At 44.3% G+C, this 18,978-nt stretch carries 17 protein-coding genes; 12 read left to right on the top strand and 5 right to left on the bottom strand.

Annotation, left to right across the window (positions count from 1 at the left end; all coding sequences use genetic code 11):
• Positions 1-89: 89 nt before the first annotated feature.
• The 8 genes from NLX73_RS08560 to NLX73_RS08525 all read left to right on the top strand — a co-directional run bounded on the left by NLX73_RS08560 (position 90) and on the right by NLX73_RS08525 (position 8,726).
• Positions 90-980 carry a carbohydrate ABC transporter permease gene (locus NLX73_RS08560; protein WP_013309768.1) on the top strand — a complete coding sequence of 297 codons (891 nt, stop codon included), beginning with the start codon at positions 90-92 and terminating at the stop codon, positions 978-980.
• 27 nt (positions 981-1,007) lie between these two features.
• Positions 1,008-1,850, top strand: coding sequence for a carbohydrate ABC transporter permease (locus NLX73_RS08555; protein WP_025723511.1), 843 nt, complete (start codon positions 1,008-1,010; stop codon positions 1,848-1,850).
• A gap of 80 nt (positions 1,851-1,930) precedes the next feature.
• Positions 1,931-3,316 carry an arabinan endo-1,5-alpha-L-arabinosidase gene (locus tag NLX73_RS08550; RefSeq protein WP_254326049.1) on the top strand — a complete coding sequence of 462 codons (1,386 nt, stop codon included), beginning with the start codon at positions 1,931-1,933 and terminating at the stop codon, positions 3,314-3,316.
• 41 nt (positions 3,317-3,357) lie between these two features.
• Complete coding sequence (locus tag NLX73_RS08545; RefSeq protein WP_254325891.1) at positions 3,358-4,329, top strand: glycoside hydrolase family 43 protein; 972 nt, start codon at positions 3,358-3,360, stop codon at positions 4,327-4,329.
• 465 nt (positions 4,330-4,794) lie between these two features.
• Entirely contained in the window at positions 4,795-6,903 is a 2,109-nt protein-coding gene (locus tag NLX73_RS08540; RefSeq protein WP_254325890.1) for a class I SAM-dependent methyltransferase, read from the top strand.
• A gap of 90 nt (positions 6,904-6,993) precedes the next feature.
• Complete coding sequence (locus tag NLX73_RS08535; protein ID WP_254325889.1) at positions 6,994-7,533, top strand: GrpB family protein; 540 nt, start codon at positions 6,994-6,996, stop codon at positions 7,531-7,533.
• A 22-nt stretch (positions 7,534-7,555) separates the two neighbouring features.
• A complete protein-coding gene (locus tag NLX73_RS08530) occupies positions 7,556-8,209 on the top strand; it encodes a hypothetical protein (RefSeq protein WP_254325888.1) in 654 nt (217 codons plus the stop codon).
• Positions 8,210-8,300: 91 nt separating this feature from the next.
• Positions 8,301-8,726, top strand: a complete 426-nt coding sequence (locus NLX73_RS08525; protein WP_235308060.1) for a VOC family protein — start codon at positions 8,301-8,303, stop codon at positions 8,724-8,726.
• Between the two features lie 92 nt (positions 8,727-8,818).
• On the opposite strand, the gene NLX73_RS08520 is transcribed toward NLX73_RS08525, so the two are convergent.
• The 4 genes from NLX73_RS08520 to nrdI form a co-directional block, all read right to left on the bottom strand.
• On the bottom strand, positions 8,819-9,232 hold the full coding sequence (locus tag NLX73_RS08520) for a GNAT family N-acetyltransferase (protein ID WP_254325887.1): 414 nt from the start codon (positions 9,230-9,232) through the stop codon (positions 8,819-8,821).
• Positions 9,233-9,435: 203 nt separating this feature from the next.
• Positions 9,436-10,401 (bottom strand): class 1b ribonucleoside-diphosphate reductase subunit beta, encoded by a 966-nt coding sequence (gene nrdF / locus NLX73_RS08515; protein ID WP_254325886.1) that lies wholly within the window; start codon positions 10,399-10,401, stop codon positions 9,436-9,438.
• Between the two features lie 216 nt (positions 10,402-10,617).
• Entirely contained in the window at positions 10,618-12,702 is a 2,085-nt protein-coding gene (nrdE, locus tag NLX73_RS08510) for a class 1b ribonucleoside-diphosphate reductase subunit alpha (RefSeq protein WP_254325885.1), read from the bottom strand.
• A complete protein-coding gene (nrdI, locus tag NLX73_RS08505) occupies positions 12,689-13,048 on the bottom strand; it encodes a class Ib ribonucleoside-diphosphate reductase assembly flavoprotein NrdI (RefSeq protein ID WP_016819181.1) in 360 nt (119 codons plus the stop codon). Before nrdI ends, nrdE begins: the two co-directional genes overlap by 14 nt.
• A 405-nt stretch (positions 13,049-13,453) precedes the next feature.
• Between nrdI and NLX73_RS08500 the strand changes: the two genes are divergently transcribed.
• Genes NLX73_RS08500 through NLX73_RS08490 form a run of 3 tightly spaced genes read left to right on the top strand, consistent with a single transcriptional unit; the run spans position 13,454 to position 15,663 of the window.
• The gene (locus tag NLX73_RS08500; protein ID WP_254325884.1) at positions 13,454-13,816 is read left to right on the top strand and encodes a DUF2500 domain-containing protein; all 363 of its coding nucleotides are present in this window, start codon (positions 13,454-13,456) and stop codon (positions 13,814-13,816) included.
• Between the two features lie 60 nt (positions 13,817-13,876).
• On the top strand, positions 13,877-14,437 hold the full coding sequence (locus tag NLX73_RS08495) for a GNAT family N-acetyltransferase (RefSeq protein ID WP_254325883.1): 561 nt from the start codon (positions 13,877-13,879) through the stop codon (positions 14,435-14,437).
• 2 nt (positions 14,438-14,439) lie between these two features.
• Positions 14,440-15,663, top strand: coding sequence for an MFS transporter (locus tag NLX73_RS08490; RefSeq protein WP_367997094.1), 1,224 nt, complete (start codon positions 14,440-14,442; stop codon positions 15,661-15,663).
• A gap of 77 nt (positions 15,664-15,740) precedes the next feature.
• Here the strand turns inward: NLX73_RS08490 and NLX73_RS08485 are convergent, their stop codons facing one another.
• The gene (locus tag NLX73_RS08485; protein WP_254325882.1) at positions 15,741-17,432 is read right to left on the bottom strand and encodes an ABC transporter substrate-binding protein; all 1,692 of its coding nucleotides are present in this window, start codon (positions 17,430-17,432) and stop codon (positions 15,741-15,743) included.
• A gap of 280 nt (positions 17,433-17,712) precedes the next feature.
• Between NLX73_RS08485 and NLX73_RS08480 the strand changes: the two genes are divergently transcribed.
• The gene (locus NLX73_RS08480; protein WP_254325881.1) at positions 17,713-18,780 is read left to right on the top strand and encodes a LacI family DNA-binding transcriptional regulator; all 1,068 of its coding nucleotides are present in this window, start codon (positions 17,713-17,715) and stop codon (positions 18,778-18,780) included.
• The last annotated feature ends 198 nt before the right edge of the window (positions 18,781-18,978 follow it).

Raw genomic sequence — 18,978 nt, 5'->3', positions numbered from 1 at the left:
TAAATAGAGGAAAAAGGGATGATGTTAGTGGCTAAATATCATGCTGCTAACATCATCTTCATTCCAAATTAGAAACAGAGGTGAGCCCTGTGATAACCAAATCTAATCTCTACCGCAAAGAGAAGGTATATGGATACTTATTTATTCTTCCACCTATTCTCGGTCTGCTAATCTTTACGTTATTCCCGTTTGTCTATTCGTTATACGGCTCTTTTACAGACTGGGACGGATTGGGACAAATGAACTTTATTGGCCTCGACAATTTTAAAGATTTATTTAGCGATGAGCTCTTTTATAAATCGATGTACAATACTCTTTTCTTAATGCTGGGTATTCCGATCGGTCTTGTACTAGCTTTACTGCTGGCACTAGGTTTGAATCGCAAGATTCCAGGTACGACAACATTTCGTGTGATTTACTATATCCCGGTTATTTCTTCGTTGGCTGCCGTTTCTATTATGTGGAACTGGGCATACAACGGAGACTATGGTTTGGTGAACCAATTCCTCGAAATATTCGGTATTAAGGGTCCTAACTGGCTGATGGATAAAGATACGGTCAAACCGGCCTTGATTCTCATGACCGTCTGGAAGGGTCTCGGATATACGATGCTGCTATATTTGGCAGCCCTGCAAAGCGTATCTCGCTCTTATTATGAAGCAGCAGAGCTAGATGGAGCTAGCGGATTCCAGATGTTCCGTAATATTACATGGCCAATGGTGAAACCAGTAACCTTCTTCCTGGTCGTAACTAATATCATTGGTGGTTCGCAAATCTTTACTGAAATGAACATTATGACACCTACAGGGGGTCCGGAATACTCATCCGCCTCAATCGTCTTTTATATTTGGGATAAGGCATTTAAAAACCTGCAAATGGGATATGCCTCCGCGATGGCTATGATTCTCGGCATCTTCATTTTTATCGTAACTTTGATTCAATTTAAAATGAATGAAAAATCGTCCTTTGATGGGGATTGATTTTCGCGGAAAGGAGTGAGTCTGATTATGTCCCATAGTCAAAAAACGAAAGTTACCAATATCATTATCTTTATTGTACTAGCGATTGGAGCGATTGTGATGATCGCGCCGCTGCTTTGGATGCTGTCCACTTCGGTGAAAGAAAAGCAGGATGTCTTTGCTCTTCCACCAGTATGGATACCAGAGGTGTTCCAGTTTGGCAAGTATAAGGAAATTTGGGAAGCAGGACCTTTGTTAAGCGGGATCAAGAACAGCGTGATTGTGGCTGTAAGTGTTACCGTTGTTGGTACCTTCACATCCAGTGTGGCCGCTTTTGCATTTGCAAAGCTGAGATTCCCTCATAAAAACAAACTGTTTTTGGCACTCATCGCATCTATGATGATTCCATACCCAACGGTTATGATTCCACAGTTTATGATGTTTTCCAAACTTGGCTGGGTCGATACACTTTTGCCTCTGATCGTTCCAGGTTTGTTCGGAAATGTAGTTATGATCTTTTTCCTACGGCAATACTTGCTTAGCGTACCGGATGCCATTATCGAAGCTGCGAAAATTGACGGAAGTTCTTATTTCCGACTCTATTCGTCGATTACGTTCCCGCTCATTAAGCCGGCAGTTGCGGCACAGCTTATTTTATGGTTCATGGGGATTTGGAACGATTATTTGGCACCGATTATTTACTTGAACTCACCAGAAACGCAGACATTGCAGCTGGTTATCGCGAATTTTAATGCGACTTACGCTATTCAGACGGACTATCCGCTTATTATGGCAGCATCGATTATAGCCTTGTTACCTGTACTGATTATATTCTTGATCTTCCAGAAACAAATTATTGAATCGGTTGCCATTTCGGGTGTCAAAGGTTAATTGACACTTGGAGGGGACGGATGAATGATGTAAGGCAGTCACAATATGTAATGGGTAAAGGAAGGAGGAGAATAACAGTTATGGTTATGCTGCTCATGCTGGGTCTATCCGGCTGTGGGGATAACACTCCGGACCCTGTGTATCCGCAGGCTCCGCCTCCCGATCACTTGTATGATCAGAGTACGATTAATGATGAACAGCGCTGGACCATTAACAATGCACATGACCCGGCGATTATCAAAACAGATCAAGGCTATTATGTCTACTCAACGGATGTAAAGACAGGTGGAGAATTGAGACCTGGTGTCATGGTACGCAAATCGACTGATCTGATTCACTGGAACTGGGTTCAGTATGCACTCCCCGGCATTCCAAAGGAAGCAGAGGCGTGGTCATCGGCAACCAATCTGTGGGCACCGGACATCATCAAGGTGGGTGATACCTATCGGATGTATTACTCCGCTTCTACCTTTGGCAGCACACGGTCTGCGATTGGATTGCAGACGTCCAGCTCCCCGGAAGGCCCTTGGAAGGATGAGGGGCTGGTCGTTAAAACAGGAGAGCATGACAAGCTGAATGCGATTGATGCCAATCCGGTGCTGGATGCAGAGGGAAATCCATGGATGGTATACGGCTCTTTTTTCGGCGGTATTTATATTACACCGCTTGATCCCCAGACTGGAAAGCTCAAAGAATCTGGCTATGGTAAAAATATCGCTGCCAGAGATCGGGCAACTGAGGACGGTGCTGTAGAAGGGCCTTACATTGTGTACAATCCAATGTTCCGTAAATACTACTTGTTCGTCTCGTATGATTCTTTGTTTGAGGACTACAATGTTCGTGTTGCCCGTTCAGATTCTATCACAGGCCCTTATGTGGACATGAATGGACATGATATGGCAGATACCAGCTATTTGCCTCAATACGAGATTGGAAACAAGGTATTGGGCGGTTATCGGTTCAGCGAAGGAGAAGGCTGGATTGCGCCGGGTCACAATTCTGTCCTGAAGGACGGTGCGGACTATTATATTGTACATCATGCGCGGGGAGAAACGGACAAGAGCTGGCCGTACCTGCATGTACGCAAAATATTGTGGACGGCAGAGGGCTGGCCGGTCGTCTCTCCGGAGCGCTATGCGGGCGAAAAGGAGCAGGATATACCCAAAAGGCTATTATCTGGCAACTGGGAGCGCATCGTGATCAGGCAGGAAGTAGACGGCCAGGTGGAAGCTGAACCGCTCCGTCTGGAAGATGGAGGGCGGGCAACCAGCGGTTCTCTTGAAGGTCACTGGAGTTTTGATGGCAAGCGTACTCTAACAATGGATTGGAGCAATACATCCGCAGGAACAAAGGAAGAATTGTTATTGCTTCCTTCATGGGACTGGGAGCTTGGTCGCCATACTTTAATTTTCACGGGTATGAATGAAAAAGGAATTTCCATTTGGGGAAAACGTATCAGCGATTAATTTGTTTGAACTACATACTACACATAGAGGAGAGAATAACCATGAATCAATCTGTACCCATTAATAATCCGGTCATTGAGCAACGGGCAGACCCTTGGATTTACAAGCATAGTGACGGATACTATTATTTCACCGGATCTGTGCCAGAGTATGACCGCATTGAGGTTCGACGAGCAAGTACTATTCAAGGCTTGAGTACAGCAGAGCCTGTCGCAGTGTGGCACAAATATGAAACGGGCCCGTTAAGTGCGAACATTTGGGCACCGGAAATTCATTATATTAACGACAAATGGTACATTTATTTTGCAGCAGCTCGTACCACAGAAACGAAGGAAGGCCTGTTCGACCACCGAATGTTCGTGCTGGAAAATGAATCAGCTAATCCTTTGGAAGGGAAATGGGTGGAAAAAGGACAGATCAAAACCCGTTGGGAGACGTTCGCTCTCGATGCGACAACCTTCCAGCATAATGGGGTTTTGTATTATGTGTGGGCTCAGAAGGACCCTGACATCGTCGGTAATTCCAATCTGTATATTTCTGAAATGAGCAATCCGTGGACGCTGCGCGGTGAGCAGGTTATGATCTCTACACCAGAATATGACTGGGAAGTCATCGGTTTTAAGGTGAATGAAGGAGCAGCGGTTCTGAAACGGAACGGGCGGATCTTTATCAGTTATTCAGCTAGCGCCACAGACCACAATTATTGCATGGGCCTGTTGACAGCAGATGAGAATGCGGATTTACTTGATCCGAAATCATGGACGAAATCACCTGAGCCGGTATTCTGCACCAATGAGGAAACAGGACAATTCGGGCCAGGTCATAACAGTTTTACGGTTGCTGCTGACGGTAGCGATGTAATCGTATATCACGCCCGGAATTACAAGGAAATTACAGGCGACCCGTTGTATGACCCGAATCGTCATACACGTGTTCAGCCGTTCAACTGGAAGGAAGATGGAACACCTGATTTTGGTATTCCAGTACCCGATGGCGTTCCTGTTGATAAATAAGCGAAATCTATTATAGATGGTTGACGTGTTGCACAGCGGCACTGTAACTTTCTAGAAATCATAGGTAATTATGATTCGGATGCGTATAACAAGAGTAATAAGATATCTTCTGAGCCTCTAGGCTGGAGGATATCTTTTTGCTTTTGCTACTGTAAGGGAAGACCATCACGGCAGGCTTGAGTTCCTGCAAATTCCCGGTACAAATATTTGCGTGGTAGCCATTCATGATTATGTGCCATCGCTGCCTTGGTTTATTTATAAATATACACAGGCCAAAGTGCATTTGGGGGTTATGTATGCGTTTGGAAAGTATGTCAAGCGGTTGATTAATACAAATGTTTAATATTTTCCACGAGATGGAAGCTACAAATGTATGGTAAAGTGTACTATATACAAGGTTTAATCCAAATGTCTTATCCAAAGTCTCCTGTGCATACCGAATCCGAATCACACGAGGTGAGAAAAATGCTGCAATCGTTAAAAGCCATTGCTAATTACAGGAAAGAAAATGATCTGGCCTGGGATACACCGACTTGGCTAAAGCTGCTTGTTTCGGCTGAGGAGCGTATTGTAAATTTGGAACGCATTCGATCCATAGGTGAGTTAAAGGATGCCAATCCTGTACTGGATTACGTGGAGCGTACGTTGCTTATTTTGGACGGACTTCCATTGTCATTCTGGGTTAAAGAGCTACTGGAGGATGTTTTGGTATGGTCTGAGACAGCCAAAGGAGGCACAGTCCGCGAACGGCTACGTTGGCAGCATGAGGGCATTAATTTATTTGTACATAATATCGGCTCCTCTCAACTGTATGTTAGACAGGCCCAAGCGGAGTCCCCTGCTTACCCGCGCAATAGCATGACCCGAATTCTGATTGAGACGCATGGATTGATTGGGCAATATATACGGGGAGAAATTCCTTTTGCGGAAAATCGACTGCTGCTTGAAATTACTCGTAAGGGCTGGCTGAGCCCTGAGGAACTGGAGCTTGTTTTACGGGCTCTGAACGAATGTATTATCGCCGGGGTAGAACCTGCATTATGGGACCAAGTACGCGGGGAAGTGGAGGAGCTAATCGGTTGGATTGCATGGGACAACGCACCTGTAGTCTGGAGTGTAAAGGAACGATTGAAGAGATTGCGGTCGGTTTCGATACATGCAGGGGAGCCGTTTGAGCAGGCTTACGCCGAGCTGGAGCGGGAGCTGAATGTAGAGAAGGCGCTGGCTCCGCTAGAGAATCGGACACTTTGGTATGTAGAATCCGCTTTGCAGGATTTTTCACTTCAAGAACTGGTCAAGGTATTCTTACTCACACTGAGGGATGGTACAGGACAGGAACAGCCGGCAACGGTACGGCATATCAGTTTTGAATCGCTTATGAATACGATGTATTATGACTATCGTGGTGTTAAGAAAATTAACGTATACAAAAAACGAATGATAGAAAAATACTTAAGCTCACTGTCCTGGCAGGACATTTCAAAGGGAAAACGGAAGCATAATCCTCATTTGAGTGTAACTGTAGAGCATAAAGAGGAGCTGCCAAGTACCGTATTTTTCAATTTTGTATTTTCATCAGCTGCTGAAAAACTGATCGACTTTTGTATTGAGGCAGAAAAGACGCCTCTGTATGACAAAGCAGTTTTGCTGCTGTTTGATCTGTTCGGCTTACGGCGCGATGCTTATGATCGCTTTCACAATGAGGAAACGTATCTTACAGATATGAACCAGACCGTAGATTACAAAAGGGTCATTTTGGATTATGTGACTGGAACCCGCATACTGGATATTGGACCCGGCGGGGGCGTGCTGCTGGATCTGATCGAACAGGAAAGACCAGATGCGAAGCCATTAGGTCTTGATATTTCTGTGAATGTCATTGAGGCACTTAAACGTAAAAAGCAATTGGAGCGCCATCGTTGGGATGTCATCAAAGGAGATGCGCTTCGGTTGGAGGAATATGTGGAAACGGGGAGTATGGACACGGTTATCTTCTCTTCGATTCTTCACGAGCTGTATTCCTACATCGAACGAGATGGAAAAAGGTTCAACTCACAAACAGTGGAAGCTGCTTTGCAAAGCGCTTATCGTGTACTTGCACCCGGCGGACGCATTATCATTCGAGACGGTATTATGACCGAACCAGTAGAACAGCGCAGACGAATTCGATTCTTGGAGCCGGACGGAATGGAATGGCTGATGCGGTATGCGCAGGATTTTGCGGGTCGTCCCATAGAAATAGAGCGTATAGGTGAGCATGAGGCTGTTTTGCCGGTAAATGATGCAATGGAGTTCCTATATACCTATACATGGGGAGCGGAAGCCTATGTGCATGAAGTGCAGGAGCAGTTTGGTTATTTTACTCCGTCACAGTATGAAGAATGTATTCGTAACACACTTGGTTCACAAGCGATTATCCGGGTGAGTCGCCACTATTTGCAGGAGGGCTATGCCGAAGCGCTGTCCAGTCGTGTTGAGTTCATGGATGAGCAGGGACAGCCGGTTCCTTTGCCAGACAGTACCTGTCTGATCGTGATTGAGAAGCCAAATCATAGGGATGAAGCAACTAAATGATTTTTAATTTGAACAAGAGAATGCCTTCTGAGGTGTGCCAAGCACGATTAGAAGGCATTTTTTAGAAAGCTAGTGGAGGTGTGTTCATGTATGTCCTCGCAGGTGGAAATATCCGGGTATGACCCGCAGTGGGCTGAAGAGTATATGCGAGAGAAAAGGAAAATTGTAGAGGCTCTCGGAGACGTATGTGTCGGCGTAGAGCATATTGGCAGTACATCCGTTCCTGGTCTGGGAGCCAAGGCTATTATCGACATTATGGTTGGAGTAGAAGATTTGGCTATTATTCAATCCGAACAGCGACAGCGTTTACTAGGTATTAAATATGAATATGTACATAAGCCTGATTTTTCAGAGCGAGCTTTCTTTCGCCGTGGAGAATGGGGAGCTGGGACCCATCATTTGCATATTTACAAGTATAAAGGAGAACATTGGGAAAACCATTTATTGTTCAGAGATTACTTGAAAGCGCATCCTGAGAGCCTGCGAGCGTATGAGACTTTAAAAAAAGATTTGGCGCATCAATTCAAACATGACCGTGCAGCGTATACCGAAGCCAAGGGACCTTTCATTCGGCAGATAGTTGAGCAAGCAAAGCTTGAAAGACAAAAGCAGAGACAAATGGAATTTTAGTACGCATGGACAAGGTGGAGGTATGATGAAGAATATGATGCTTGATGCACAGGTAACGCCGAATGGCTTAAAAGACAGAATGCTGCTGCTGTCAGCGCTGGACATTATATTGTCTCCTGAAGATTGGTTACGCACGTATCGTATGCAGTCTGAATGGTCTGGTGATGTGTGCCTAGGTGAGGTGAACAACGGCGCTGGAGATACGATTCATATGCTATGGACGCGTGGAGGTGTGCTATTGAAGGGTTTTGACCACGAATCCCCTGTAAGTCCTCATGCGAGAGACGAATATGAGGTCTGGCCGGGCATGTACGACGGTGTGCCTGATGATATGATGGAGCTTTTGGAAGATGAAGCACTGGAGAAGGAGGACGTTACCTTTTGTATGTGGAGGGAAGCGGGAGATAAGGAGTGGAGTATGGGCAACACGAACTTTCCTGAGGGATATGACGATGGCTCATCCTTTTTGCTGGGGAAAATTATAGTTACACCGGAGGAATATCAGGATTGGGCTGAAAGTTACTATGAGTTGCCGATTTCTCTAGGAGTGGTAAGCCAGATTTTCAACGGCGTTCCGATCACTGCACAGATGATCTCTGCGCTTCATCCACAGCGTAACGTTACGGAAGCGATAAAGGAGCTAAAGCAGCTTGGCGTTCAGGTGCATGAAAGCTAAGCATACAGATTTGTTTTTCTTGACAAGTTTTGTATATAATACAGGAGAAATGCTGGGTTAATCACCTCGAATTAAAGGAGCTGTGTTGAAGATGTCGAAACGTTTGATTCCTTACATCACGATGGATGGAAATGCAAAAGAAGCAATCGAATTTTATAAAGAGGCATTGGATGCTCAACTGCTTTTTATTCAAACCTTTGGGGAAATGCCGGAAAACCCCGATTTTCCCATTCCCGCAGAGGTCAAGGAACGTGTGGGACATGCTACCCTTAAAGTGGGTGAGACAGAGCTCATGTTTTCTGATACCTTTCCCGGATCACCGTTTAGCAGTGGGAATCAGGTGAGCATCTGTATTACAACCGATAGTGTGGAGCAAGCTCAAAAAATGTTTGATGCTCTACAGCAAGGAGGACAGGTGGGAATGCCTTTGCAGGAAACCCATTTTAGTCCAGCTTATGGGAATGTAACAGACAAGTTTGGTGTCACCTTTCAAATGTTCACAGAGGCTCGGTCTTAAGAAATGGAAAACGGCTCGATTCCGCTACTTTAGCGATCTGGCCGTTTTTTGCATGAATGCCCTCGTTCTAGAGGTTTGGCATAACGTTAGTATTATTCAAAGAATAGCTGCATCCCTGGTGCGTCAGCAGGTCTTTCTTGAAAACCAAATTTTTTATAGAAGCTCCGCTTATCTTTTGCACTCGATAACTGGACCCACCTGATTCCGCTTGATTTACACTTTTTGAGAAGCTGAGTTAAAATCACTCGTCCCATCCCCTTGTTTTGATAATCAGGATGAACAATTAAATCACAAATGAAAGTTTGGTAGACTCCATCTGAAAGAATACGACCAAACCCAACTAAATGATCGTTCTCATAGACAGTAATCACATACCAGCTATTACAAATCGCACGGTAGAGTATTTCCGGAGTATAGATTCCATTGCTGTTCCAACCTGTGGTTTCATAGAGTGAAAAGAAATCTTTTTTACGTGGAAGTGTGCTCGTATATTCAAATGGCTTCAATAGCTATCGCTCCTTTAAGCTGCCCTTTTTAAAATTAAATATGGGCATATAGTATTCTATATCTTGGCTGTTTTTCAAGCAAAGCTAGCTTTATAGAGCAACCATCTATCAGTGCAGGTTTACAATGAACGACAAAAAAGCCCTCCAACATGCGGAATGGGCTTTTGTATTCATTAAATAAAATAGGATAAAATACGGATATCTTATACGCCAAAATTAAAATCATCATCTGTCAGCGGCTCTACATTCATCGCCCGCACATAGCCGTTTCCTTTTTTAGAAAAGAAATCATGCTGCTTAGTGTGAGTGCTGATGCCGTTGAATACAATGGGATTAACTTCCTCTTCTTCAAACAGTGGATCAAAGCCCAAGTTCATCATGGCCTTGTTGGCGTTGTAGCGCAAAAAGACTTTGACATCGTCTACGAGTCCAATAGGAGTGTAAATTTGCTCGGTGTATTGTTCCTCGTTATTGTGCAAGTAGCGCAACAAGCCTACCAGCGTCTGGTAAAGATCACGTTGTTCTTCCTCATCCAATTCTGTATAAATCTCCTGTGCCAGTACACCTACGTACACACCGTGAATACTTTCGTCCCGTAGGATCAAATCGATAATTTCTCCACTGCATGTTAACTTGCCCTGGCCCGCCAGATAAAGAGGGTAGAAGAAGCCGCTATAAAATAAATAGCTTTCTAACAGCACCGACGCTGCCATCGCGAGATACAGGTCTTTCGGTGTGTGGATATTCATATAATACTGACGAATGGTTTCTGCCTTGGTTTGGAGATGTGGATTTTCTTCCACCCAGCGGAATACACCGTCAATCTCTTCCGTGGAAGCTAGCGTTGTAAAAATGCTACTGTACGACTTGGCATGAATTTGTTCCATCATCGCCATAAAGCTTAGTACGGCTTTGCGTTGCAGTCCGTCCACATGCTCCATAATTTGCGGCATACCCACGCCGCCTTGAATGGTATCCAGTAGCGTCAATCCGCCCAGCACCTTCATGTAGGCTTCTTTTTCGATATCACTGAGGGTTACCCAGGACATTTTATCGTCAGACAACGGGATTTCATCATCCGTCCAAAATTGCATAATGTTCTGGTTCCAGAACATCAGTGTGAAATCATCGTCCGAGCGATTCCAGTTTACAGCTTGTATACCTGTCATTGTTAGCATTCTCCCTTCAGCTTGCGAGATTCCCTGGAAACACACATTGAAATAGTGCAGGCGAATCATCGTATGCTTGACATACGGAAGCTGTATCCGCGAGGGTCTGTCCAGTCCCGTAAAGGTCTGAACCACACGCTGGATACAGCTTCTAATGCAAAGCATCTATATCTATTCAAAATCTAATTTTTATACTACAGCTTGTTATCTTATACTTTAGATGGAGCAGGTGAGGCACTCTTCCACAGACAGCTTTTTGGTGCGTGTGTAGTATAACGATTTAAGTCCTTTGTGTGCAGCGTACAGATAGCAACGTGCTAACTGACGCGTAGTCACGTCACTGTTCACATGAAGCACGGTCGAAATTCCTTGGTCCACGTGCGGCTGGATTTCTGCAATCAGATCAAGCACTTTGAACTGGTCCATTTGATAAGCAGATTTATAGAAGAACACGTTATCCTTTTGCAAATAAGGCATTGGATAGTAGGTCGTCGAATTGGCATAGGTACGGGTTTCAATCTGCTCAACAATCGGCATGACGCTGGATGTTGCATTTTGAATGTACGAAATGCTAGCAGTCGGCGCAATCGCCATACGATAGGCGTGGTACAGACCATTTTTCATCACATCTGCTTTTAATTTGTCCCAGTCCGCTGAAGTCGGAACATAAATGTCTTTGAACAACTCTTGTACACGTGCAGTTATTGGACGATAATCTGTGTTCAGGTATCGGTCAAAATATACGCCTGTCGCATAATCCGATTCCTCAAATCCATAAAAGCTTTGTCCAGCTGCTTTCGCGATTTCCATACTTTTTTCGATGGAATGATAGTTCATCGTCATGAAGAAGGTACGGACAAAGTCCTTCGCTTCATTGCTTTCATACGCAATTTTGTTCTTGGCAAGATAGCCGTGCAGATTCATAACACCCAGTCCGACGGAGTGCATTTCACGGTTTGCTTTCGCAACACCCGGTGCATTAGCTACTTGGGTCATATCGCTGACCGAGGTGAGAGCAATCATACCCTCGTGAACGGATTCGCGGATTTTGCCATGTTCCATCACATTTACAATGTTCAGAGAAGCTAGATTACAGCTCACGTCCCGGCGGATGGTATCCTGTTGGCCATAATCTGTAATTTCGGAAGTTTCCTGCAACTGGAAGATTTCCGTGCATAGGTTCGACATCTTGACTTGACCCACGTTTTTAAGAGCATGTGCCTGGTTCGCGTTACTTTTGTTCATGATATATGGATAACCAGACTCCAACTGAATCATGGCAATTTTCGTCAGCATGTCACGTGCGCTCATCGCTATTTTTTTCTTCACCCGATCGTCAGCGAGCAACGTATCGTACATTTCATCCAAATCCATGTCGTCCAGATGCGTTCCATAGGCTTTGAACACACTGTAAGGAGCAAATACATGCAGCGGTTCATTATCTTGAGCCAGCTTGTAAAAGCGGTTTGGCACCAGCAATCCAATAGAAAGTGTCTTGAGACGTACTCTTTCGTCAGCATTGATCTTTTTGCTATCCAGGAACTCAAGCACGTCCCATCCGAAAATGTTGTAATAGGCTGCCCCAGAGCCCTTACGTTGCCCCATTTGATCCGCATAGGAGAAACCGTCTTCCATCAGCTTCAGCACAGGCATAATGCCTTTTGCTGCGCCTTCTACGCCTTTAATCGCTTCGCCGCGTGCCCGCAGTTTCGACAGGTTGACCGCAACACCGCCCCCGATTTTGGACAACTGCATGCAGGTGTTCAGCACATAGTTGATTGAGTTCAGGGAGTCGTCCATTTCGAGCAGGAAGCAGGATACCAATTCCCCACGGCGGCTTTTGCCTGCATTCAGGAAGGTTGGTGTTGCTGGTTGGAGGCGTTGCTCCATCATCGAGCGGGACAACAGGCGTGCCGTATCAGCGTTACCGCGTCCTAAATGCAGCGCGACAGCAGCAACCCGGTCAGGGTAATGTTCCAGATAGACTTTCCGGTCGTTACTCTTCATTGCATAGTCGGTGTAAAACTTGGATGCTGCCATATAGGAAGGAAATTTAAAATTATAGCTATGAGTGATATGGAAAATATCATTAATTTCGTCAGCCGTGTAGCTGTTATAGAAATTTTCGTAATAATCATTCTCAATCATATACAGCACTTGAGCGGCTGTGTCAGCAAACTTCAAACTCCGTTCCTGAACTTCCTTCATAAACTCTGCTACAGCCTCTTGGTCTTTTTCCAATTGGAAAAAGCCGTCTGTATCGCGTTTCATCAACATGTTGTTCAATTCAATATGCCGCAACTCGGCTCACCTCCTGTTTAAAACGCTCTACATCTCCGAACGTTCCAGATAATTCAAATTTACTAATCACGGGGACATTATAATGATCGGCAATCAAATCCGCACTTTTGGCAAATTTCTCACCCCAGTTACGGTTGCCGCTTGCAGCTACACCAACAAGGTTTTGAGCATTCTTTTTTAAAAAGGAAGACACCCTCTCAGGTATCTGCCCAAACCCAGTTGTATATGTAATAAGTACGTAAGGTTCTTCTATAGTCATTTGCTCCTCGATCTGAACCGCTGGAAGCTTGAGCTTGTTTATAAATCTTTTTACATTGCCGGTCTTCGAATCATATGCAATCAGCATGGTATGCAACCTCCTTAAACAATTAACGAAAAAAGAAAACGCATTGCCTGGGATCTATTATAGATGGAATCCCTTGCTGGCTGCGCCATTTAAGATTTTGACTCTATATTTACATGTATTTTCATACCTGTATCTTCAAGATATCGGGCATAAATACGTTTTTTACACTATATTTAGAGTACATTCTCTATTTTATATCTATATATAGTTTTGTCAATCGGTCTAGAAGGGATCAGAGGACCCAGATCGGGTATAAGTCCAAGCGGGGTGCGGAAAAGAGCGAAAGAACTTTTTTTTCATAAGTATGTTAAAAAAGTATTGGAGTTTTTGAGGGTGAAGATGTACGATTTGTCAATGGGCAATAGAATGGAAAATTTACATTTTACTGTAGAAAGGATGAAGCGAATGGGAAGTGATTTTATGGAATTTCAATCGTTTAATATGATCTTTTTTATCGTATTTGGACTTATTGCTTTTGTAATCATTATGGGAATTGTCAAAACGATAGGAGCGGGCCTGTCCAATCAAGCAGCCGAACGGGTACAACGTTCATGTAAGGTTGTGGATAAACGGACGAGAGTGCGTGGGGGATCAGGCGATTTTTCAGCTTCGACATATTATTATATCACCTTTGAGTTTGATGGGGGTGAACGTGTGGAGCTGGAGGTGAAGGATACGGACTTTGGTATGATTGTGATCGGAGATCGTGGGGAGCTTCATTATAAAGGTACACGTTTTCTGGAGTTTGTAAGAGTAATGGAAGCATAAAGGTGTTGGCGGGGAGTTAGTATTGCCAAAACAAACACATAATTTGGAGGGAAGATTACGATGCCGCATATCATTGGAAAACGAATTGTATTGAGAGAATACCGTCAAGAAGATATACCAGATATCCGAAAATGGGTCAATGACCCGGAAATCACACGTGGTTTAAGCGACGTGTTTATCTACCCGCATTCACAGGTGAATAGCGAATCCTTTGTACAGATGATGATTGACGGCAACCCCGAGATCAAAGGTTTTGTCATTGCGCATAAAGACACACTGGACTATATCGGACAACTGGACTTATTCAAAATCAACTGGGTGAATCGGCACGCCACCCTTGGTGTTGTGATCGGGCGTGACGGTGATCTGGGCAAAGGTTACGGACGGGAAGCGATCCGACTATTACAAAAATTCGCATTTCATACACTGAACCTGCATCGGCTGGAGTTGGAGGTCTATGCGTTTAATGAACGTGCACACCGTTGCTATCTGGCCTGCGGCTTCAAGGAAGAAGGGCGGCTACGGGAAAAGCTATTCAGGGAAGGGCAATACTATGACATTATTCAGATGGGGATTTTGCGAAGTGAATATGAGGCTGCAGAGCAAGCGACGGAATCCTGAGAGTGCAACCTCATAAGCTATTTTACTCCGTCAGCTTCCTTCAATTTTTTATGAGTGAAATCACGGGGACTACGCTCATCCTATTTCTATTAGCTAAAGGACTTTCTTTGCAGAGTGCGAACTTCTTACTGGTTGTATTCTTTGTAAGTATTTTTTTGTTTGAGATACCCACAGGGGCTATTGCAGACAAGTATGGAAGAATAATTTCTGTTATTTTGGGACTTTGCTGTTTTTTAGTCTACAGTGTATTGTTCGTTTGGACAGATCATATCTGGGTACTTGTGTTTGCGCAAGTCTTTGGGGGGCTGGCTATATGTTTACAATCAGGTTCGTTAGAATCCTGGGTTGTGGAAAACAGTGATAAGCCCGTGGAAGTTCTTTTTACAACCTCTAACAGTATACAGTACATCTCGGGATTTATTTGTGGTCTGTTGGGGGCCTTCCTCGCAACTTTTAACTATTCACTTCCATGGGCGGCTAGCATTTTATCTATTATTGTATGCATTTTTCTATGCTCCTTTTATATGGATGAGGAGAATGTTGCTCATCGAAAGACGTCTACTACTCGCATTAAAACGATTATCGGAGAAAGTGTGCGTATTGGTTTTGAAAATAAGTCTATCTGGATTGTGTTTATGATTGGTTTATTTATCAGCTTTTCGAACTCAGCGGGGAATACATTTCAACAGCCACGTCTGGTTGGCCTTTCCGAACAAGGAATTTGGATTATGGGGTTTATCAAGGCAGGGTATTCACTATGTATGACTTTGGGAAGTTACCTGGTTCGAAAGCTAGGCGCACGATACAGTGATGTACATATACTCGTGTATGCTTGCGGCATGATAGGGGTCTGGCTCATTTTAGCTGGTGCGTTCAACACATTTTATCCTGTATTGCTTACCTTTTTGATCTATGAAATTGGACGCGGCATGTACCCGGTTGCCAAACAAATTTTTCTGAACAAAAGAATCTCTAATGAGTATCGTTCTACACTACTATCTCTGGATTCTGCGATTTCACAATTAGGCATGTGCGTAGGTTTAATCGTGACAGGGATCATCAGTCGTAATTTTACGGATTTGTCTTCCGATCAAACACCTATTCAAATATCTTGGGTGATGTGTGGCGGGATTGCGTTGATTCCAATCATTTTATTGTTTTACGTCTATCGTGTTTCAGGGAAAAGTAATTCTTGGAAAGAAAAAGAAACCAAACAGAATATTTAATGTAAAAGTTAATGTAGAAGGGCTGAACAGCATGGTCTGTCAGCCCTATAAATATTTCATTAAAAAGCAAGCAAACCTTATTTTTCACCGTACCACAGTTTCAGCCGATTTTGGATTAGGCCAGTATAGATTTCTTCAGCCTTTGGAACACCTGCCTGGTCCAGCTCTTGGAGCATGCGGTCATACACAGCGTCGAATTGATCTGGCTTGGCGAGTACAGCCTCAGGAATCCGTTTGCGTACAATGTCCTGCGACTTTTGATAAATAACATTGTAATTCGTATCGGTCGGAACAGGCATGTTGTAGGCAGCACCCCACTCTTTTACCGGAAAATCCTTTTCGTTCGGAAACAGGTCTTTCCACGTCTGGGCTTTGTATGCCTGAAGGGACTCTTTTTCGGCTTGACTATAATTTTCGGTAATCATCTCCGGATAATTGGTTGTGTAATAGTTGCCAGAAGGGTCCTTCACGCTATCGCCATAATGTGGCCCCCATATCCAGTACAAACCGATTCCTGACTCTCTGCTAAAAGAAGCGTTATCAGTGTTTTTACGTTGTTGCACATCCGCCGGAATGACTCGTTTGCCGTTCTCTACGTTGTAATGCTGGCCTTCAATTCCCCAATTACGTAAAATTTGTCCTTCGTCGGAGGCCAGAAAATCCAGAAACTTGATAGCCCGCACCGGATTTTCGCATGAGGTTGTAATTCCGATCCCGGATGCAGTATCGAAGCCAATGGGCTGGAGGGAATGGTCCTCGTATTTCTCATTTAAAGTGACAGGAAAATGGGCGTAAGTGAATTCATCCTTACCTGCTGCCTTGAGCGCATTTTCGGCATCTTGATAGTTCCATTCCTGATCAATGAGTCCGATGACACGGCCTGCGGCGATTTTGGACTTGTACTGATCACTTTTTTGCACAAATGTATCCTTATCCAACAGTCCTTCATTGTACATATGGTTCAACCAACGGAAATATTCACGTTCCTCTGGGCGCTTGTAGTGAAGAATGGCTTTGTGTGTTTTAGGATCAATATAATATTCGCCATCGTCGGGTCCACCTGTAGCAGTAACAGCCGGGTTTGTCACCGTAATTTGAATTTTCCAGTCTTCGGCATCGAGTGATAGGGGGATGGTAGGCTGGCCATTAGTGGTAGGATATTTGGCGACATAATCTTTAAGTGCTTTTTCAAAATCTTGAACGGTGCGGATTTTAGGGTATCCAAGCTTCTTAAGTGCCTGATGCTGGATTTCGAAGCCAGCTTGTGCATCAAACGCGATGTGATCCACACCCAAATTGGTCGGGATCGTGTAAATGGCTGGATCTTCACTACTATATTTAATACGATTAAAATAGTCTCCATACACTTTCTTAATGTTAGGGCCGTATTTATCAATGAGATCTGTTAAGTCAATGAGTGCTCCGGCATCGACCAACTTGCCAATGTCTGATTTGGGGTACACGAGATCTGGATACTCTCCGCTCGCTGCCATTAAAGCAAACTTTTCCTCGCCTCGGCCATTGACAGCATGTTCGGCATTTAGCGTAACACCCGTTTTCTTGATAATTTCCTGCCCGACAGCATCCTTCATGTTGTTCCAGTTAGAGCTGGAATCACCGCCAAAGAAAGTAAATGTAATGGGACTGGTGTCATTAGGATCTTCCTTTTCTGCCTTACCTCCTGTTCCATTCGCGCAGCCCGTTGTAACGAGCAGCAGCAAAGACAGGAGTAGAATGGAGCTCTGTCGTACCGACCTGTTCATGAACATTTGCAAATCCCCCTTAATAAGTATGATTCACACAATGTAAGTGCTTTCAATAGTAAATTGTAGGAAATAAAGAACCTCACGTCAAGTAATTTATAATTGCTTGTTATGCGGTTTGTTTTTTTATTAAGCAAACATATTTTGGTGCAGGGTGTGGATTTGTACAAATCAATCATTTGATGATCTAAAACAAAGTATGCTACGATGGTACCAGTTTATAGGTACACCCGTGTATTAGAAAGATTAAGGTAGAAAAAGATTCCGAATAGGGTTGGGTGAGAAGATGCGTGGAAAAGTAACGTTGCAAGAAATTGCGGATGCGGCGGGTGTTTCAAAGTTCGCTGTTTCGCGTGCACTGTCAGGCAAACCCGGTGTAAGTGAAGAGACAAGGGCGGTTCTGGTCAAGCTTGCCGCCCAGATGGGCTATTTTCGCAGTCATCCCAAAATCACAGGGGTAGAGCCTCGGGACACAGATACCAGAGAATGGTCGGGTACCGTGCTAGTGTTATTTCCGAATATTAGGTACCAGAACAGGGAATCCAGATACTGGGGGCCTGTATTTGAAGGGATTTCCGAGCGTCTGAACCGTAAGGGTATGGATATGATCACGTTAACGGAGCCCTCGACTGAAGACATGTTTTCTTTACTGAATCCAGAGTCGATTAAAGGAATTATCACGGTAGGGACGATTTCAACTTCATTGTTGCTGAACATTTATCGGATGGGTATTCCGGTCGTCATGGTAGATCATTGGGATTCTGCATTTTTAAGTGATACGGTGTTTACAGATAATCGCACATGCATGAGTGAATTAATGAAGGACTTGCTGTGTAGGGGCTATACCCGCTTTCAGTTTGTGGGTCATATTGATGACGCTCACAGTTTCTACGAACGCTGGGAAGCATGTCGTTCCACACTGGAAATGAGCGGAGTAGAATTGCGGCAGATTAAAGCTCTTCTTCACAGGGGAGCGCAAGCGCTTGCTGAGGAAATGGAAAAGTTGTCCGAGGACGAACTGCCTGAGGTTTTTGTATGTGCTAATGATGTGACTGCTGCGCAAGTCGTGGATGTGTTGAAAGAAAAGGGGATTGACGTTCCGAGGCGTTGCGGAGTGACCGGGTTTGACGATACGAATGAACAAATGCCGATTTATGCCACGGTGAGAGTGGATAAGGAATTGCTGGGAATGCGTGCAGTGGACCAGTTGTTATGGCGCATAACGAACCCGAACTCGCCTGTCGAGAAAAAGTTGCTACATGCTGAGCTATTCGTACGGGAAGTTCATGCACCCCGGATCCGTCGGGAAAATGATGACCGTGAGCGTCCCATCAGCACAATCACATATAGTTAATGTCCAGATACGTGTTATGACACCATACACCGTGAAGACGAAGGAGGTCGCTTTTAGCCTGTTTAGGGGCAGAGGGCGACTTTTATTTTGTATTTTGTCATTTGTTTTAAAAAACAATTGACTATTTTGTTAGCTTAATGTTATTTTTGTTATGTTACTAACGAATCCAGATGTTCCCAATCATGCTTATAGGAGGCT

It is taken from the genome of Paenibacillus sp. CH40 (genome assembly GCF_024213605.1).
GTDB classification, from domain to species: domain Bacteria; phylum Bacillota; class Bacilli; order Paenibacillales; family Paenibacillaceae; genus Paenibacillus; species Paenibacillus polymyxa_B.
The sequence above is the reverse complement of the archived record's forward strand: the minus strand, read 5'-3'. Positions and strand labels throughout refer to the sequence as shown.

What these genes read in the sequence shown, in the direction of transcription:
- NLX73_RS08495 (WP_254325883.1), top strand. Translation starts at nt 13,877, where the DNA reads ATGCCGCATATCATTGGAAAACGAATTGTATTGAGAGAATACCGTCAA.
- NLX73_RS08550 (WP_254326049.1), top strand. Translation starts at nt 1,931, where the DNA reads ATGGTTATGCTGCTCATGCTGGGTCTATCCGGCTGTGGGGATAACACT.
- NLX73_RS08480 (WP_254325881.1), top strand. Translation starts at nt 17,713, where the DNA reads ATGCGTGGAAAAGTAACGTTGCAAGAAATTGCGGATGCGGCGGGTGTT.
- NLX73_RS08545 (WP_254325891.1), top strand. Translation starts at nt 3,358, where the DNA reads ATGAATCAATCTGTACCCATTAATAATCCGGTCATTGAGCAACGGGCA.
- NLX73_RS08530 (WP_254325888.1), top strand. Translation starts at nt 7,556, where the DNA reads ATGATGAAGAATATGATGCTTGATGCACAGGTAACGCCGAATGGCTTA.
- NLX73_RS08555 (WP_025723511.1), top strand. Translation starts at nt 1,008, where the DNA reads ATGTCCCATAGTCAAAAAACGAAAGTTACCAATATCATTATCTTTATT.
- nrdI (WP_016819181.1), bottom strand. Translation starts at nt 13,048, where the DNA reads ATGCTGATTGCATATGATTCGAAGACCGGCAATGTAAAAAGATTTATA.
- nrdF (WP_254325886.1), bottom strand. Translation starts at nt 10,401, where the DNA reads ATGACAGGTATACAAGCTGTAAACTGGAATCGCTCGGACGATGATTTC.
- NLX73_RS08525 (WP_235308060.1), top strand. Translation starts at nt 8,301, where the DNA reads ATGTCGAAACGTTTGATTCCTTACATCACGATGGATGGAAATGCAAAA.
- NLX73_RS08535 (WP_254325889.1), top strand. Translation starts at nt 6,994, where the DNA reads ATGTCCTCGCAGGTGGAAATATCCGGGTATGACCCGCAGTGGGCTGAA.
- NLX73_RS08540 (WP_254325890.1), top strand. Translation starts at nt 4,795, where the DNA reads ATGCTGCAATCGTTAAAAGCCATTGCTAATTACAGGAAAGAAAATGAT.
- NLX73_RS08485 (WP_254325882.1), bottom strand. Translation starts at nt 17,432, where the DNA reads ATGTTCATGAACAGGTCGGTACGACAGAGCTCCATTCTACTCCTGTCT.
- NLX73_RS08500 (WP_254325884.1), top strand. Translation starts at nt 13,454, where the DNA reads ATGGGAAGTGATTTTATGGAATTTCAATCGTTTAATATGATCTTTTTT.